The following is a 17,247-nucleotide window of genomic DNA, read 5'->3' as shown; positions in this document are numbered from 1 at the left end:
AACGACTGTATCCGGGGATAGAACCCCTCATCCGGCGCTTCGCGCCACCTTCTCCCACAAGGGGAGAAGGGAAGAAAAGAACCAAACGTGCTCGCCTATACCGCCAGACGCATTGTCTACGTCGTCCCCATCGTCATCAGCGTCGCGCTGGTGTGCTTCCTGCTCGTGCACATCACGCCGGGCGATCCGCTGGTTGCCGTGCTGCCGGCCGATGCGTCGCAGGAGCTCGCCGCGCAGCTGCGCGCCGCCTATGGCTTCGATCGCCCGCTGCCGGTGCAGTTCGGGCTTTGGTTGCTACGTGCCCTTCATGGCGATCTCGGCAATTCCATCGCCACCGGACGCCCGGTGCTGGCCGAGGTCATGCGCGCGGTCGGCAACACCGTCACGCTCGCGATTGCTGCGGCCATCATCGGCTTCACCATGGGCATCCTGCTCGGCCTGATCGCCGGCTATTTCCGTGAGACCTGGATCGACAAGGTCGCGACCTCCTTTGCCATCGCCGGCGTCTCGGTGCCGCATTACTGGCTCGGCATGCTGCTGGTCATCATCTTCTCGGTCCAGCTGAACTGGCTGCCCGCGGTCGGCGCCGGCCCCGACGGCTCCAACTCCTGGGCCTGGGATTGGGCGCACCTCAAATATCTCGTGTTGCCGGCGATCACGACCTCGGTGATCCCGATGGGCATCGTCACCCGCACGGTGCGCGCGCTCACCGGCGATATCCTCAGCCAGGACTTCGTCGAGGCCTTGCGCGCAAAAGGCCTGCACGAGCGCGGCGTGTTCCGTCACGTCATCAAGAACGCCGCGCCCACCGCGCTCGCGGTGATGGGGCTCCAGCTCGGCTACATGCTCGGCGGCTCGATCCTGATCGAGACGGTGTTCTCCTGGCCGGGCTCGGGCTTCCTGCTCAACTCCGCGATCTTCCAGCGCGACCTGCCGCTGCTGCAGGGCACGATCCTGATCCTGGCGCTGTTCTTCGTGTTCCTCAATCTCCTGGTCGACATCGCCCAAGCCGCGATCGACCCGCGCATCAAGCGGGGCTGATGGAATGAGCCCAGCTGTCGCCACGCAAACTGTGCGCTCCCTCCCCCGCCTGTGGGGGAGGGTTGAGGAGAGGGTGTCTCCGCAATCGGGAACCCCCAAGAGGCGAAAGCCCTCACCCGCGCCTGCGGCGCGACCTCTCCCGCAAGCGGGAGAGGTGTACCGCGCCCGTGGTTCGCACCGACCACACCGATACCCAACGGGAGCCAGCCGATGAGCGAGCTTCCGTTGTCCGCCACCGCCGATGCCGCGCTGCAGGCCGCGCCCGCCACCAAGGCGCGGGGCTATTGGGCGACCGTCGGCCGCCGCATCATGCGCGACAAGGTCAGCATGGCCTGCGCGCTGGTGCTGCTGCTGATCTTTCTCTCCGCGATCCTCGCACCGTGGCTCGGTCTCGAAGACCCCTACAAGGGTTCGATGATCCGCCGCCTCCGCCACATCGGCACCACAGGCTATCCGCTCGGCACCGACGAGCTCGGCCGTGACATGCTGGCGCGGCTGATCTATGGCGGCCGGCTGTCGCTGGTCATCGGCATCCTGCCGGTGATCCTGGCCTTCTGCATCGGCACCTCGCTCGGCATCATTGCCGGCTATGTCGGCGGCAAGCTCAACACCGCGATCATGCGCACGGTGGACGTATTCTACGCCTTCCCGTCGGTGCTGCTGGCGATCGCGATCTCCGGCGCGCTCGGCGCCGGCATCCTCAATTCCATCGTGGCGCTCACCATCGTGTTCGTGCCGCAGATCACCCGCGTTGCCGAGAGCGTCACCACCGGCGTGCGCAACATGGACTTCGTCGAGGCGGCGCGTGCCTCCGGCGCGGGCGCCTTCACCATCATGCGCGTGCACATCCTCGGCAACGTGCTGGGCGCGATCTTCGTCTATGCCACCAGTCTCATTTCGGTCTCGATGATCCTGGCGGCCGGCCTGTCCTTCCTCGGCCTCGGCACCAAACCGCCAGAGCCGGAATGGGGCCTGATGCTCAACACCCTGCGCACCGCGATCTACGTCAATCCTTGGGTCGCAGCCTTGCCGGGCGCGATGATCTTCGCAGTCTCGATCTGCTTCAATCTCCTTTCGGACGGCCTGCGCAGCGCCATGGACATCAGGAACTAGAGATCATGATGCGCAAGCACACTGTCGCGGCGTCCTCCGTACACCCCTCCCCGATGGGGAGAGGTGAAGGACAACGGCCATGAGCGAGAGCAACACGTCCGTCGCCATGCTGGAGCCGGTCGAGGACCGCGGCGGCGTCGCGCAGCCGCTGCTTCAGGTCAACGGCCTGACCAAGCACTTTCCGGTGCGCGGCGGCCTGTTCGCCGCCAAGCGCACCGTGCGTGCCGTCGACAATGTCTCCTTCTCCGTCGCCAAGGGCGAGACGGTCGGCATCGTCGGTGAGTCCGGCTGCGGCAAGTCCACCACCGCGCGGCTCCTGATGCACCTGATGCCGCGCGATGATGGCGACATCATCTATGACGGCATGAGCGTCGGCCAGTCGCTGAGCTTGCGCGAGCTGCGCCGCGGCATGCAGATGGTGTTCCAGGACTCCTACGCCTCGCTCAATCCGCGCCTGACGATCGAGGAATCCATCGCCTTCGGCCCCAAGGTTCACGGCATGGCCGACGGCGCGGCGCGCAACCTGGCGCGCGAGCTGCTCGGCAAGGTCGGCCTGCGCCCGGAAAACTTCGCCAACCGCTACCCGCACGAGATCTCCGGCGGCCAGCGCCAGCGCGTCAACATCGCGCGCGCGCTGGCGCTGTCGCCGCGGCTGGTGATCCTGGACGAGGCCGTCTCCGCGCTCGACAAATCCGTCGAGGCGCAGGTGCTCAACCTGCTCGCCGATCTCAAGCGCGAATTCGGCCTCACCTATCTCTTCATCAGCCACGACCTCAATGTCGTGCGCTACATCTCGGACCGCGTGCTGGTGATGTATCTCGGCGCAGTCGTCGAGCTCGGCCCGGTCGACCAGGTCTGGGACAGCCCGGCGCATCCCTATACCCGGGCGCTGCTCGCCGCGATGCCGTCGTCCGATCCTGATAGCCGCACCGAGACGCCGCCGATCACGGGCGATCCGCCCAATCCGATCGATCCGCCCTCCGGCTGCCGCTTCCACACCCGTTGCCCGTTTGCGGAGCCGCTCTGCGCAAATGCGACACCAAAGCTCACGGCGCTCGATAATATGGGCCACGAGGCCGCGTGCTACATGGCGATACCGGGTTCGGGCCATAGCCGTGCCCCCAGGGGAGATACCGCATGACGAGACCGACACCGAAAGAGATCAAGCCGATCGCGCAGGTCGCCGGCGTGCCTGTGGACGACGAGATCGCGACCCGCATCTCCAACGCCATCGGCCCCGCCTTCGAAGGCTTCGCCGCCATCGCCGGCACGCTGCCGTTCGATCTGGAGCCCGCAACTTACGTGCTCGTGCAGACGCAGAAGGTGTCGAAATGAGCCGTGAGCCCGCTCTGATGACGCTCACCGAGGTCGCGCGCGCGATCGCGATGAAGCAGGTGTCCTCGCACGAAGCGACGCGCGCGCTGCTGCAGCGCATCGCGCAGTGGCAACCGCATCTCAACGCTTTCATGTCGATCGAGGCCGAGACGGCATTGAAAGCGGCGGATGCCGCCGATGCCGAGCTCGCCAAGGGCAATGTCCGCGGCCCCCTGCATGGCGTGCCGCTCGCGCACAAGGACATGTATTACGACGCCGGCCACGTCGCGACCTGTGGCTCGCTGATCCGCCGCGATTTCGTGCCGAACGTCACGTCGACCGCCTTGCAGCGGCTGAAGGACGCCGGCCAAATCCGGCTCGGCACGCTGCATCTCGCCGAGTTCGCCTATGGTGCGACCGGGCACAACAGCCATTATGGCCCGGTGCGCAATCCCTGGAACGTGGCGCACATCACCGGCGGCTCGTCCTCGGGCTCCGGCTCGGCGGTCGCAGCGCGCCTGACCTATGCCGCGCTCGGCTCCGACACCGGCGGCTCGATCCGCATGCCCTCGCATTTCTGTGGTGTCACGGGGCTCAAGACCACCTGGAGCCGCGTCAGCCGCGCCGGCGCCATGCCGCTGTCGCAATCGCTCGACACGGTCGGCCCGCTCGCCCGCACCGCGGAGGATTGCGCGCTGCTGCTGGCGTTGACGGCCGGCCCGGATCCGGAGGATCCGACCGCGAGCCTCGAGCCTCTCTCGGACTACGTCGCCGCGACCAAGGGATCCCTGAACGGCCTCAAGATCGGCGTGCCCGCGACCTACTATGTCGACGATCTCGACAGGGAGGTCGCGCGCGTGCTCGACGAGACCATCGCGGTGCTCAAGCGCGAGGGCGCCGACATCGTCAAGGTCGAGCTGCCGGACCAGCGGCAATTGCAGGCGGCGAGCCAGCTCGTGCTGGCCGCTGAAGCCGCCGCCTTCCACAAGCGCTGGCTGATCGAGCGTTCGCAGGATTACGGCGCGCAGACATTGATGCGCCTTCAGAACGGCCTCGCCGTTCCCGCCATCACTTATATCGAGGCGATGCGTTGGCGCGGGCCGGCGCTCGCGGCCCACAATGCCGCGACGGCAGGCGTCGATGCGGTGATCGCGCCGGCGTCCCCGGTGCCGGCGCCGACGATCGAGGAGAGCGACGTCGGCGGCGGCCCGAACGCGCCGGCGCTGTTGCAGCGGCTCACGCTGTTCACCCGCCCGGTGAACTTTCTGGGCCTGCCGTCGCTGACCATTCCATCGGGCTTCACCAAGGCCGGCCTGCCGGTCGGCATGCAGCTGATCGGCCGCTCTTTCGACGAAGCCACCCTGCTCACCATCGGCGCCGCGTTCCAGCGCGCGACCGACTATCACGACCGATTGCCGAAACTGCCGTCATGACAAACCTCGTCGAGATCTCAGGCCTCAACATCCGCTTCACCGGCGAGCGCACGGTCTATGCCGTGAACGACCTCAGCCTCTCGCTCGGCAACAGCGAGGTGCTGGGCCTGCTCGGCGAATCCGGTTCGGGCAAGAGCGTGACCTTGCGTGCGCTGATGCGGCTGCTGCCGAAGAAGCGCACGCAGATCTCCGGCACGGTCAATGTCATGGGCCGCGATGTGCTCGCGATGAACGACGAGGAGCTGTCGTCGTTCCGCGGCCAGACTGTCTCGATGATCTTTCAGGAGCCCGCGCTCGCGCTCGATCCGGTCTACACGATCGGCGCGCAGATCGCCGAAAGCGTGGTGCGCCATGAAGGCAAGAGTTTTGCGGAAGGACGCGCACGCGCGCTCGAAATGCTCGAGGTCGTGCGCATTCCCTCGGCCAAGCGCCGGCTCGATGCCTATCCGCACGAAATGTCGGGCGGCATGCGCCAGCGCGCCATGATTGCGCTGGCACTGGCCTGCCGGCCAAAAATCCTTCTGGCGGACGAGCCGACCACCGCGCTGGATGCCACCGTGCAGATCCAGATCCTGTTGCTGCTGCGCGAGCTTCAGCGCGAGTTCGGCATGTCCGTCATCTTCGTCACCCACGACATCGGCGTCGCCATCGAGATCTGCGACCGCGTCGCGGTGATGTATGCCGGCCAGATCGTGGAGCAGGGGACCTTGCGCGACATCGTCCGCTCGCCCGTGCATCCCTATGCCAAGGGCCTGCTCGCCTCCACCATCCACGGCGCCAAGCGGGGCCAGCGGATGGAGACCATCCCCGGAACGCCGCCGTCGCTGGCCGAGAAGCCGCACAATTGCTCGTTCGCTCCCCGCTGCAAGCTGGCCGAGCCGCGCTGCCTGGAGCAATTGCCGGGGAATGTGGAGGTCGGCCCGGGCCGGGTGGCCAGATGCGTCCTGGCGGAGCCGGTCACCATGGGGTCGTAGTTCGGATGAGTTGACGCGGGCGGCGCCAGCGTTCCCAGCATTCACACCCCATTCATCCCGGTTCCCGTTCCATGGCCCCCGCTCACGGAGAGGGACCTCACAGATGCACATTTCCAACGAAGGCCTGCTCGTCATCCTGTTCGTCGGCCTCGTCGCCGGCTGGCTCGCCGGCAAGATCGTGCGGGGCGCCGGGTTCGGCATTATCGGCGACATCGTGATCGGCATCTGCGGTGCGCTGGTGGCGAGCCTGCTGTTTCCAAAGCTTGGAATCCGCCTCGGCACCGGCCTGATCTCCGAGATCGTCTATTCCGCGATCGGCGCGGTCATCCTGCTGCTGGTGGTACGTCTGGTGCGCGGCGGGGGCCGGCTCTAGCCCCGCCTTCGGCTGAGTGGAACTCGAGCCGCACCTTTCCCGGAAGCGGCTGAAAGCCTGCAAGAAAAAGCCGCAAGCCTGTGAAATTCCGGACTTGCGCGGACGGCTGTCGGGGGTAGATGTGGCCCATCAGGCCGCGGATTAAATTCGGCCGTGTCGGACGGCTGGAAAACAGATGTTAATCCGAGGCGAGTACTCCTTGAATCGCCTTTGAAATCAGGGCTTTGCCCTTTAGCCGAAAGAGATCAGACTGATGGCAGCCATCCCTGGCGTCCGCCGTTCGGAGCTCGGTGATGCCTTGCGCGCTTGTCGCACGGCCTTCATCGGCGTCGGCCTGATGAGCTGCATGATCAACCTGCTCTATCTGACCGGGTCGATCTTCATGCTGGAGGTCTACGACAGGGTGCTGCCGAGCCGCAGCATCCCGACCCTGGTCGGCCTGATCATCCTCGCCAGCTTCCTCTACATGGCGCAGGGCGTGCTCGACATGATCCGCAACCGCATCCTGGGGCGGATCGGCACCTCGCTCGACGAGGCCCTCAACAAGCGCGTGTTCGACACCATCGTGCGTCTGCCGCTGCTGGTCGGCAGCCGCAACGAGGGCCTGCAGCCGCTACGCGATCTCGACAATGTCCGCTCCTTCCTCGGCGGCATGGGCCCGAGCGCGTTCTTCGACCTGCCCTGGCTGCCGCTCTATCTCGCCATCTGCTTTGCCTTCCACGTCATGATCGGCGTCACCGCGCTGGTCGGCGCCGTCATCCTGGTCGGGCTGACGCTGGTGACCGAGTTCATGTCCCGCCAGCCGGCGAAGGAGGCGATGGGCCTCGCCGCCCAGCGCAACGACCTCGCCCAGGCCAGCCGCCGCAACGCCGAAGTGATGGTGTCGATGGGGATGGCCGGCCGGATGAACCAGCGCTGGAGCGAGGCCAACGAAAAATACCTCGCCGGAAATCAGCGGGCGAGCGACGTCGCCGGCGGTCTCGGCGCGGTCGCAAAGGTGCTGCGCATGATGCTGCAATCGGCCGTGCTCGCGGTCGGCGCCTATCTCGTCATCCACCAGGAGGCGACCGCCGGCATCATCATCGCCGGCTCGATCCTGTCCGCCCGGGCGCTCGCGCCGGTGGATCTTGCCATCGCGCACTGGAAATCCTTCGTCGCGGCGCGGCAGAGCTGGCATCGCCTGACGCGCCTGCTGGAGCAGATGCCGGCGCAGGCGACGCCGACCCAGTTGCAGGCGCCGACCAGCCGGCTCTCGGTCGAAGGGGTCGCCATGGTGCCGCCCGGCGATCAGCGTCTCGTGGTGCAGGATGTCACCTTCGCGCTTACCGCCGGCAACGGCCTCGGCGTGATCGGCCCGAGCGGCTCCGGCAAGTCGTCGCTGATCCGCGCGCTGGTCGGGGTCTGGCAGCCGGTGCGCGGCAAGGTGCGGCTCGACGGCGCGGCGCTCGATCAATGGTCGAGCGACGCGCTCGGCCGCCACATCGGCTATCTGCCGCAGGACGTCGAATTGTTCGGCGGCACCATCGCGCAGAACATCAGCCGGTTCGATCCCGAGGCCACCTCCGAGGCGATCATCGCCGCGGCCAAGGAGGCCGGCGTGCACGAGATGATCATCAAGATGCGCGAGGGCTATAACACCCAGGTCGGCGAGCAGGGCGCCGCGCTCTCCGCGGGACAGGCCCAGCGCGTGGCGCTGGCGCGTGCGCTCTACGGCAACCCCTTCCTGATCGTGCTCGACGAGCCCAATTCCAATCTCGACACCGAAGGCGACGAGGCGCTGACCCGCGCCGTCCGCGCGGCGCGCGAGCGCGGTGCCATCGTCGTCGTGGTGGCGCACCGGCCGATCGGCGTCGAGGCGGTCGACCAGATCCTGGTGCTGCGCGACGGCCGCATGCAGACCTTTGGCCCCAAGGAGCAGGTGCTCGCCCAGGTGCTGCAGCCGCGGGTGACGCCGCCGGCCCCGATCAAGATCGTCAGCGAAGGCGGAGTGGCCAAACCATGAGCACAAAGCCATGAGCACGATGGCCATCGGCGGCACGAAGGCGGCCGCGAAGAAGACCGTACGCGACTCCATCAAGTTTCACCTGATGCTCGGCCTCGCGATCGTGGTGGTCCTGGTGGTCGGCCTCGGCGGCTGGGCCTCGACCGTCCTGATCTCGGGCGCGCTGATCGCGCCGGGCCAGATCGTGGTCGAATCCAACGTCAAGAAGGTGCAGCATCCGACCGGCGGCGTGGTCGGCGAGGTGCGCGCCCGCGACGGCGACCTGGTCAAGTCCGGCGACATCGTCGTGCGGCTCGACGACACCGTCACCAAGGCCAACCTTGCCATCGTCACCAAGAATCTCGACGCCGCGCAGGTGCGTGCGGCGCGACTGCAAGCCGAGCAGCGCGGGCTCGACCGGATCGAATTCCCGCAAACCCTGATCGAGCGTGCGAGCGATCCCGACGTCAAGGCGTTGCTCGCCGCAGAAACCAAGCTGTTCGAGGTCCGCGTCAACGGCCGCACCGGGCAGAAGGCGCAGCTTCGCGAGCGCATCACGCAGCTCAACGAGGAAATCGCCGGTCTCAGCGCCCAGGAGAAGGCCAAGGACCAGGAGATCGCGCTGGTGCAGAACGAGCTCACCGGCGTGCGCGAGCTCTACGACAAGCGTCTGGTGCAGATCTCGCGCCTGACCCAGCTCGAGCGCGACTCGGCCCGTCTCAACGGCGAGCGCGCGCAGTACATCGCCTCGCGCGCCCAGGCCAAGGGCAAGATCACCGAGACCGAGCTGCAGATCATCCAGATCGACAAGGACGTGGTCAGCGAGGTCTCCAAGGACCTGCGCGAGACCAACGACAAGATCGGCGAGCTGATCGAGCGCAAGGTCGCGGCCGAAGACCAGCTCCGCCGCGTCGACATCCGTGCGCCGCAGGACGGCATGGTGCTGCAATCGACGGTGCACACGATCGGCGGCGTCATCACCGCCGGCGATACCTTGATGCTGATCGTGCCGCAGGCCGACGATCTCCAGGTCGAGGCCAAGGTCAATCCGGTCGACATCGACAAGCTTCAGATCGGCCAGAAGACGCTGCTGCGCCTGTCCGCGTTCAACCAGCGCACCACGCCAGAGCTCAACGGCCTCGTCAGCCGCGTCTCGCCCGACGTCACCACCGACCAGCGCACCGGCCAAGGCTATTACACCATCCGCGTATCGATGCCGGCCGAGGAGCTCGCCCGTCTCGGCGACGTCAAATTGATTCCCGGCATGCCCGTGGAAGCCTTCGTCCAAACCGGCGATCGCACCATGCTGTCCTATCTGATGAAGCCGTTTCACGACCAGCTGATGCGGGCGTTCCGCGAGAAGTGACGCGCGAAAAGCGCGTCATCTTCCCCGTCATTGCGAGCGCAGCGAAGCAATCCAGACTGTCTCCGCGGTGAGATTTCTGGATTGCTTCGCTGCGCTCGCAATGACGACTTGGCTGTCAGTTTGCTATACTGCGAGGGCAAGCAGTCTGGTAGTCTCGTAGGGTGGGCAAAGGCGCAACGCGCCGTGCCCACCATCTTTCTTACGACGCGCATATTGGTGGGCACGCTTCGCTTTGCCCACCCTACGGCACCGCCTTCTTTGCTATAGTTCGACTCAAACCCAGCAACACGGCGGTCGAACCATGCAGTCCCCTCCTTCCATCGCCACCCAATCCTTCACCGAGGCGGACCTCGCCGTTGCCCGCCTCGAGGAAATCTACGAGCGCAACACGAAATTCCTGCGCGAACGTTTCGAGGCCTATGTTGGTGGTGAAGCGATCACGACGCGGGTGCGCGCCTACTATCCCTTCGTCCGTCTCACCACCGCGACGCATGCGCGGCTGGATTCGCGTCTTGCTTATGGCTTCGTCGCCGGTCCCGGCGTGCATGAAACCAGCGTGACGCGGCCGGATCTGTTCCGCAGCTATCTCACCGAGCAGATCGGCCTCTTGATCCAGAACCACGGCGTCCCCGTCGAGATCGGCGAGTCCGCCGAACCGATCCCGATCCACTTCGCCTATCGCCGCGACATCAATATCGAAGCCGCCATCACCACCAGCGAGAAGTCGCTCGTCACACGCTCGCTCCGCGATGCGTTCGACGTGCCCGATCTCGCGACCATGGACGATTCGATCGCCGACGGCACCTTCGAACTCCAGCCGGGCGCGCCGGAGCCGCTGTCCCTGTTCCGCGCCGCCCGCGTCGATTACTCGCTGCGCCGGCTTTATCACTACACCGGCACCGATCCCGAATATTTCCAGAACTTCGTCATCTTCACCAACTATCAGTTCTATGTCGACGCATTCGCGCAAGCGTGCCAGCAGCGGCTGCAGTCCGGCGAAGCCGGGCTCGATGCTTTCGTCGCGCCCGGCAACGTGATCACGACCAGCGGCGGCGCCATCAGCGGCACCGCGCCGGCTCGCGCACCGCAGATGCCGGCCTTCCACCTGGCCGCACCCGGCTATCGCGGCATCACGCTGATCAACATCGGCACTGGTCCCTCCAATGCGCGCAACGTCACCGATCACGTCGCGGTGCTGCGGCCGCATGCCTGGTTGATGCTCGGCCATTGCGCGGGCCTGCGCAACACGCAGCGCCTCGGCGACTACGTGCTCGCGCACGGCTATGTGCGCGAGGACCATGTGCTCGACCGCGAGCTGCCGCTGTGGGTGCCGATCCCGGCGCTGGCCGAGATGCAGGTCGCGCTCGAGGAGGCGGTCGAGGACGTCACCGGTCTCGAAGGCTTCGAGCTCAAGCGCCTGATGCGCACGGGCACGGTCGCGAGCGTCGACAACCGCAACTGGGAGATCTCCGGGCGGGAGGTGATCCGCCGCCTGTCGCAGTCTCGCGCGGTCGCGCTCGACATGGAATCGGCTGCGATTGCCGCCAACGGCTACCGCTTCCGCGTGCCCTACGGCACGCTGCTGTGCGTCTCCGACAAGCCACTGCACGGCGAGATCAAGCTCGCCGGAATGGCCAGTGAATTCTACCGCCGCCGCGTCGGCCAGCATCTCGAGATCGGCCTGAAGGCGCTGGAGCGGCTCAAGCAGCAGGAATCGGAACGGCTGCATTCGCGCAAGCTCCGCAGCTTTGCGGAAGTTGCATTTCAGTAAAGGGCAACAGAGCTGTCGTACGAACGCTGACGTCTCCGTGAATGCAGCGCCTGGAATATTGCCGCCAAGGCAGGGTTATCACCTCGTCCGGGGTCGCTCGAAGCAGTACAGGAGACAGACATGATCACAGCAATGATCAGACTCGTCGCGCTTGGTACGTTTGCGGCAGCATCGTTGAGCCCGCCGGCCCTTGCCGCAGGAGGCGGCGGTGGCGGTGGCGGAGGCGGAGGCGGTGGCCCCGGCACGGATCCGTTTGGCAGCACCTATTCGGATCAGAGGCCGCAGCCGACCTATCCGAAGCGCCCGGGGGCCAAGTCCACACACAAAGGCAAGAAGCCGAACAACCAGTCCAGCATCGGCGATCCTGCATTCGCGGCCGGCTACCGTATGGCCTATGACACCATCTACGAGCGCAACGACTATGCTGCCGCGATCGCGCAATTGAAGTCGCTTGGCCATGACGACCATCCGAACGTCGCCAACCTGATCGGTTACTCCTATCGCAAGCTCGGCGACTACGAGCAGTCCCAAGCCTGGTACGAGCGCGCATTGAAGGCCGATCCGAACCACGTGCTGACGTGGCAATATTATGGATTGTGGCAGCTCGAGCGCGGCAATCGCGAGCAAGCGCTCTATCACCTCGGTCGAATTGCGTCGATCTGCGGAACCGATTGCCAGGAGTATAGATCGCTGGCTGCGGCACTGGATCAGCCGACAGGCTCGGCGCTCGTCTACTGAGGCTGGAGCGCAGCCGGCTCAGCGAGCCGTGCTGCTGACGGGCTTCAGATGATAGCCATGTCCTTTGGTTCCGATAGTGACAGGGCGCCAGATTTTCAGCATTGTCCCGTTCGGGGGCGCGAACGGGACAATTGGATGCCGCTGACGCGAAGGTAGCTGTCGCGTCATATTCGGTCGTCATCGCCCGGCTTGACCGGGCGATCCAGTACTCCGAGACGGTTGTTGTTCAATCCATGGGCCCAGCGTACTGGATGCCCCGCCTTCGCGGGGCATGAGCAGTGTTGTGGTGAGCTTGTCCTGGCTAACTTCGTCCGCACAGCCAGCGTCACCCCTCCAGCTTCCTCAACAACAACTTCAGCGCCGTCGCTGCAAACACCTGCATGTTCGCGAGCCGTTCGTTGCTATCAGTCTCTAGCGTCATCACCTCTGACGCCGGTCCCGCAACTGCCATGCAGCTGTGGCCGGCGGCATCGCCATAGCGGTTGCCGCTGGGGCCGGCGGCGCCGGTTTCGGACAGGCCCCAGTCGCAGCCAAAGCGGATGCGCATCTGCTCGGCCAGCAATTGCGCATAGGGCTCCGACGAGGACCGAAGGCCCTTCATTCCTTCGTCCGAAATATCCATCAGCACCCGCCTGGCATCGCGGGTATAGACCACCGCGCCACCAAGGAAATAGGCGGATGCGCCGGGCACCGCGAGCAGGCTGGCCGCGATCAGGCCGCCGGCGGAGGATTCGGCAACCGCAATGGTCTGTTTGCGCGCGATCAATTTGGCCGCGACCTGTTCCGCAATGCCGACGAGCTCTTTCATTTCGCAACCCCTCATTCCTTCGCAACCGAGCTCAGCCTTCCTAGCATATGGCAGGACGCTTGGCCGAGTTGCGGGCGACGGGCAGGCCTGCTTCAATGGCGGGGACAAGAAGAGACATGCGAGGAAACGTGAGAAGGGAGACGTGATGGCATCCCTGATCGCCGGCGGCATCGATTGCGACGTGCATCCGGCCGTGCCGCATCTGACCAGCCTGCTGCCGTACCTGAACGATTACTGGCGCGATCAGGTGACGACGCGCGGCATGGTCGACCTTATCTCGCAATCCTATCCGCAGAACTCGCCGATCACCGCGCGGCCGGACTGGCGCCCCGAGACCGGCAAGCCCGGCGAGAGTCTGGAGGCCATGCAGCGCCACGTGCTGGATCCCTTCCAGCTCAAGCATGCCATCTGCAATCCGCTGTATGGCGTGCAGATGGTGTTCTCCGAGGACATGCAGGCGGCCTTCTGCCGCGCGCTGAACGATTGGCTGGCGAAGGAATGGCTCGATCGCGACGCGCGGTTGCGTGGCTCCATCGTGATCCCCACGCAAAGCGTCGAGAAAGCCATTGCCGAGATCGAGCGCTGCGCACAGGACAAGCGCTTCGTGCAGGTGCTGATGCTGGTGATGGGCGATACGCCGCTCGGCAAGCGCGCGCTGTGGCCGATCTACGAGGCCGCGGAACGTCTGGAACTCCCGGTCGGCATCCACGCCGGTTCCGCCTATCACAATCCACCGACCGCCGTGGGCTGGGGGTCCTATCACATCGAGGATTATGTCGGGCAGGCCCAGGCGTTCCAGACCCAGCTCACCAGCCTGATTGTCGAGGGCGTGTTCGCCAAATATCCGCGGCTGAAAATGGTGATGCTGGAGTCTGGCGTGTCCTGGATCGCGCCCTATCTCTGGCGCTTGCACAAGTTCTGGCGCGGGGTGCGGATGGAGACGCCGTGGGTCGATCGCGCACCGCTGGAGATTGTGCGCAGCAACATCCGCTTCTCGTTACAGCCATTTGATGCGCCGCCGGAACCCGAGACATTAATTCGCCTGTTTGATCATATGCAGTCGGACGAATTGGTCTTATTCTCCACGGACTATCCGCACTGGCAGTTCGACGACCAGGACGCGCTGCCCGAAGGTCTGTCCCCCGATCTCGTGCGCAAGATCATGATCGACAATCCGCATGCAACCTATCCCCGCCTGAAATGAGCCCGCTGCCAAAGGAGGCAAGGCGATGAATATCCAGTTCCGCGAGAACCAAGAAGCCGCTTCCCCACTGACCGTCAAAACCGCGATCGCGGACTGCGACATCCATCCGGCACGCGCCACCCGTACCGAGCTCTATCCCTATCTCGCCAAACGCTGGCAGCATCACCTCGAAGTCTACGGCGTCCATGCCTATCAGGGCATGATGGAAGGTCCGCCCTATCCGAAGGCCCAGCCCAACGCCTCGCGCCGCGATGCCTATCCGCCGGAAGGCGGCCCGCAGGGCTCCTCGCTCGCCTTCATGCAGAAGCAATTGCTCGATCCCAACAACGTCCAGCTCGGCGTGCTCAATCCGCTCAACACCGGGCAGGGTATCCGCAATCACGAGCTCTCGGCCGCTCTGTGCTCGGCGATCAACGACTGGCAGATCGACAAATGGACCAGCAAGGACAAGCGGCTGAAAGCCTCGATCGTCGTGGGCAATGAGGACGGGCTGTCGGCCGCAGCCGAGATCCGCGAGCGCGCCGGCGACAAGAACTTCGTGCAGGTGCTGCTGCTCAGCCGCAATGTCGAGCCGCTCGGCCAGCGCCGCTATTGGCCGATCTATCAGGCTGCGGAAGAGGCCGGCCTTCCCGTCGGCGTGCACGCCTTCGGCTTCGGTGGCAACCCGATCACGCCGTCGGGCTGGCCGTCCTACTACATCGAGGAGATGGTCGGGCATTCGCAGTGCCAGCAATCGGCGCTGGCGAGCCTGGTTTTGGAGGGCGTGTTCGAGCGCTTCCCGAAACTGAAGATGGTGATGATCGAGGCCGGCTTCGGCTGGGCGCCGTCATTGGCATGGCGGCTCGACAAGGCCTGGCAGCGGCTCAGGAGCGAGGTGCCGCATGTAAAACGGCCGCCGTCGGAATATATCCGCGAGCAGGTGTGGTGGACGACGCAGCCGATGGAGGATCCTGAAAGCCGCGAGGATCTGTTCGACGTCATCAAATGGATCGGCTGGGACCGCCTGCTGTTCGCGACCGATTATCCGCATTGGGACTATGACGAGCCCTCGCGCGTCTTGCCGGCCGGCGTCAGCGAAGCCAACCGCGAGGCGTTCTATCTCGGCAATGCAAAGAAGCTATATGGCATAAATTGATGGCGCGGCACGTGATTGCCGCGGTCGACGAGCTTCCGCCGGGCACGCGAAAATTCCTGGAGATCGACGGGCGGCCGATCGCCGTCTTCAACATCAAGGGCGAATATTTCGGCCTAATGAACCGCTGCCCGCATCAGGGCGCGGCGCTGTGCGAGGGGCCACTGATCGGGCTCGCACAGTCGAGCAATCCCGGCGAGATCGAATACACCAAATTGGGTGAGATCATCCGCTGCCCCTGGCACGGCTGGGAGTTCGACATTCGCACCGGCCAGTCCTATTGCGATCCCCGCCGCTTTCGCGTCAAGGCCTATCCGGCCCATGTCGAGCCAGGCGCCAGCGTGGTGAAGGGACCGTATGTCGCCGAGACCATCCCAGTGAAAGTCGAGAGCGATTACGTGGTGGTGGAGTTGTAGGCGCCGCTCTTACCCTCCCCTGGAGGGGGAGGGTCGATCGCGCGAAGCGCGAGCGGGGTGGGGTGATCTCTCCTCACGGGCGGCGTTCGATGCGGAGGGACCGTCACCCCACCCCGGTCCGCATTCCGCTTCGCTTCATGCGCACCGACCCTCCCCCTCCAGGGGAGGGTGAAGGGAGCGCCCGGAACGACGATCAACGCCCCGCAACCGGCTCCGGCACCGCATCATAGGTCGGCACCGCCTTGCCGCCGCCGCGATACACCGTCGAGGCCGCGATGATGCCGAGCAGCGCGGCGAACATCAGCCAGAAACCGGGCGAGGCCTTGTCGCCGGTGCGTTCGATCAGCCAGGTCGAGGCGAACGGGGTGAAGGTGCCGAACAGGGCAGCGGCGAGCGCGAAGGCGAGCGAGAAGCAGGTTGTGCGCACATGCGCCGGCACGATCTCGACCAGCGCGCCCAGCATGGTGCCGCTGTAGACGCCGAAATAGAACGAGAACATCATCTCGACCGCGAGCAGCTTGCCGAAGGTCGGCGCCGCCACCAGCCAGTGCAGCGCCGGATAGGCGGTGACGAGCGACAGGCCCGCGATGGCGAGCAGCACCGGCTTGCGGCCGATGCGGTCGGACAGCGCGCCGCCGACCGGATTCCAGATGAAATTGGTGACGGCGACGAGCAACGTGACCAGCAACGCGTCCTGCGTTGATAGCTTCAGAACGGTCTTGCCGAAGGTCGGCGTGTACACCGTGACGAAGTAGAACGTCGTCGTGGTCAGGATCGCGATCATCATGCCGAGGACGACGATGCGCCAGTTGGCGAGCGCGGAGGCGAACACCTCGCGCGTCGTCGGATGCTTCCTCATGGCGAGGAAGGCCGGCGTCTCCTCCAGCGTCCGCCGCAGCACGAAGATCAGGGGAATGATCAGGCAGCCCACGAAGAAGGGAATGCGCCAGCCCCAGGCGGCGACGGTGTCGGCCGGCATCACCTCGGAAAGAATGAAGCCGAGGATCGACGCCACGAAGATCGCGACCTGCTGGCTCGCCGATTGGAACGAGGTGTAGAAGCCGCGATTGCCGGGCGTTGCGATTTCCGCGAGATACACCGACACGCCGCCGAGTTCGACTCCGGCGGAGAAGCCTTGCAGCAGCCGGCCGATCAGCACGATGATCGGCGCCGCGATGCCGATGGTCGCATAGCTCGGGCAGAATGCGATCACCACGGTGCCGAAGGCCATGATGCCGAGCGTGACGATCAGGCCCTGGCGGCGGCCGATGCGGTCGATATAGGCCCCGAGCACGATGGCGCCGACCGGACGCATCAGGGCGCCGAGCCAGAACACGCCGAACGTGTTGAGCAGCGACGCCGTCTCGTTGGTGGACGGGAAGAACGCCTTGCCGATCGCGGCGGCATAGAAGCCGAACAGGAAGAAGTCGAACTGCTCGAGGAAATTGCCGCTCGTGGCGCGCAGGATCGCGCCGATGCGAGACTTGATGGCGGGCGAATTGGTTGAGGTGGCTGGTCCAGCCATGGCATTGCTCCCCTTCAAGACGTGGCCGGACCGGGAATCATTCACGGCAAGGCGACAG

16 protein-coding genes are annotated in these 17,247 nt (G+C 65.4%); 14 read left to right on the top strand and 2 right to left on the bottom strand.

The genetic code is table 11. From position 1 onward, the window contains the following. Nucleotides 1–87 precede the first annotated feature (87 nt). The 11 genes from N2602_RS36295 (at nucleotide 88) to N2602_RS36245 (ending at nucleotide 12,104) form a co-directional block, all read left to right on the top strand. Complete coding sequence (locus tag N2602_RS36295) at nucleotides 88–1,041, top strand: ABC transporter permease (protein ID WP_260381099.1); 954 nt, start codon at nucleotides 88–90, stop codon at nucleotides 1,039–1,041. Between the two features lie 210 nt (nucleotides 1,042–1,251). Next, nucleotides 1,252–2,154: an ABC transporter permease gene (locus N2602_RS36290; protein ID WP_057028343.1), complete on the top strand. Its 903-nt coding sequence runs from the start codon at nucleotides 1,252–1,254 to the stop codon at nucleotides 2,152–2,154. A 79-nt stretch (nucleotides 2,155–2,233) separates the two neighbouring features. Further along, nucleotides 2,234–3,295, top strand: coding sequence for an ABC transporter ATP-binding protein (locus tag N2602_RS36285; protein ID WP_260381098.1), 1,062 nt, complete (start codon nucleotides 2,234–2,236; stop codon nucleotides 3,293–3,295). Then, complete coding sequence (locus N2602_RS36280) at nucleotides 3,292–3,489, top strand: hypothetical protein (RefSeq protein ID WP_212260027.1); 198 nt, start codon at nucleotides 3,292–3,294, stop codon at nucleotides 3,487–3,489. Before N2602_RS36285 ends, N2602_RS36280 begins: the two co-directional genes overlap by 4 nt. Next, on the top strand, nucleotides 3,486–4,901 hold the full coding sequence (locus tag N2602_RS36275; RefSeq protein WP_260381097.1) for an amidase: 1,416 nt from the start codon (nucleotides 3,486–3,488) through the stop codon (nucleotides 4,899–4,901). The genes N2602_RS36280 and N2602_RS36275 overlap by 4 nt, the downstream gene beginning before the upstream one ends. Next, nucleotides 4,898–5,875: an ABC transporter ATP-binding protein gene (locus tag N2602_RS36270; RefSeq protein ID WP_260381096.1), complete on the top strand. Its 978-nt coding sequence runs from the start codon at nucleotides 4,898–4,900 to the stop codon at nucleotides 5,873–5,875. Before N2602_RS36275 ends, N2602_RS36270 begins: the two co-directional genes overlap by 4 nt. 103 nt (nucleotides 5,876–5,978) lie before the next feature. Next, nucleotides 5,979–6,248, top strand: a complete 270-nt coding sequence (locus tag N2602_RS36265) for a GlsB/YeaQ/YmgE family stress response membrane protein (RefSeq protein WP_025033652.1) — start codon at nucleotides 5,979–5,981, stop codon at nucleotides 6,246–6,248. A gap of 253 nt (nucleotides 6,249–6,501) precedes the next feature. Then, nucleotides 6,502–8,250, top strand: coding sequence for a type I secretion system permease/ATPase (locus tag N2602_RS36260; protein ID WP_260381095.1), 1,749 nt, complete (start codon nucleotides 6,502–6,504; stop codon nucleotides 8,248–8,250). Between the two features lie 10 nt (nucleotides 8,251–8,260). After that, nucleotides 8,261–9,595 carry an HlyD family type I secretion periplasmic adaptor subunit gene (locus N2602_RS36255; protein ID WP_172787024.1) on the top strand — a complete coding sequence of 445 codons (1,335 nt, stop codon included), beginning with the start codon at nucleotides 8,261–8,263 and terminating at the stop codon, nucleotides 9,593–9,595. Nucleotides 9,596–9,896: 301 nt separating this feature from the next. Further along, nucleotides 9,897–11,366, top strand: a complete 1,470-nt coding sequence (locus tag N2602_RS36250) for an AMP nucleosidase (RefSeq protein ID WP_172787025.1) — start codon at nucleotides 9,897–9,899, stop codon at nucleotides 11,364–11,366. Nucleotides 11,367–11,486: 120 nt separating this feature from the next. Then, complete coding sequence (locus N2602_RS36245; RefSeq protein WP_172787026.1) at nucleotides 11,487–12,104, top strand: lipopolysaccharide assembly protein LapB; 618 nt, start codon at nucleotides 11,487–11,489, stop codon at nucleotides 12,102–12,104. A 325-nt stretch (nucleotides 12,105–12,429) separates the two neighbouring features. Here N2602_RS36245 and N2602_RS36240 read toward each other — a convergent pair whose 3' ends face one another. Further along, a complete protein-coding gene (locus N2602_RS36240) occupies nucleotides 12,430–12,912 on the bottom strand; it encodes a CinA family protein (RefSeq protein ID WP_260381094.1) in 483 nt (160 codons plus the stop codon). A gap of 145 nt (nucleotides 12,913–13,057) precedes the next feature. Here N2602_RS36240 and N2602_RS36235 point away from each other — a divergent pair, with 145 nt between their 5' ends. From N2602_RS36235 to N2602_RS36225, 3 genes are read left to right on the top strand one after another with little or no spacing between them, the layout of a single operon-like run. Further along, on the top strand, nucleotides 13,058–14,116 hold the full coding sequence (locus N2602_RS36235) for an amidohydrolase family protein (protein ID WP_260381093.1): 1,059 nt from the start codon (nucleotides 13,058–13,060) through the stop codon (nucleotides 14,114–14,116). Between the two features lie 25 nt (nucleotides 14,117–14,141). Continuing rightward, a complete protein-coding gene (locus N2602_RS36230) occupies nucleotides 14,142–15,251 on the top strand; it encodes an amidohydrolase family protein (RefSeq protein ID WP_260381092.1) in 1,110 nt (369 codons plus the stop codon). Beyond that, nucleotides 15,251–15,664, top strand: a complete 414-nt coding sequence (locus N2602_RS36225) for a Rieske (2Fe-2S) protein (protein ID WP_036040510.1) — start codon at nucleotides 15,251–15,253, stop codon at nucleotides 15,662–15,664. Before N2602_RS36230 ends, N2602_RS36225 begins: the two co-directional genes overlap by 1 nt. A gap of 193 nt (nucleotides 15,665–15,857) precedes the next feature. On the opposite strand, the gene N2602_RS36220 is transcribed toward N2602_RS36225, so the two are convergent. After that, a complete protein-coding gene (locus N2602_RS36220) occupies nucleotides 15,858–17,189 on the bottom strand; it encodes an MFS transporter (RefSeq protein WP_172787030.1) in 1,332 nt (443 codons plus the stop codon). Nucleotides 17,190–17,247 lie beyond the last annotated feature (58 nt).

Origin of the sequence: Bradyrhizobium sp. NC92, assembly GCF_025200865.1 — a bacterium.
In the GTDB taxonomy this organism is placed as follows: Bacteria; Pseudomonadota; Alphaproteobacteria; order Rhizobiales; family Xanthobacteraceae; genus Bradyrhizobium.
This window is presented reverse-complemented; position numbering and strand designations above follow the sequence as displayed.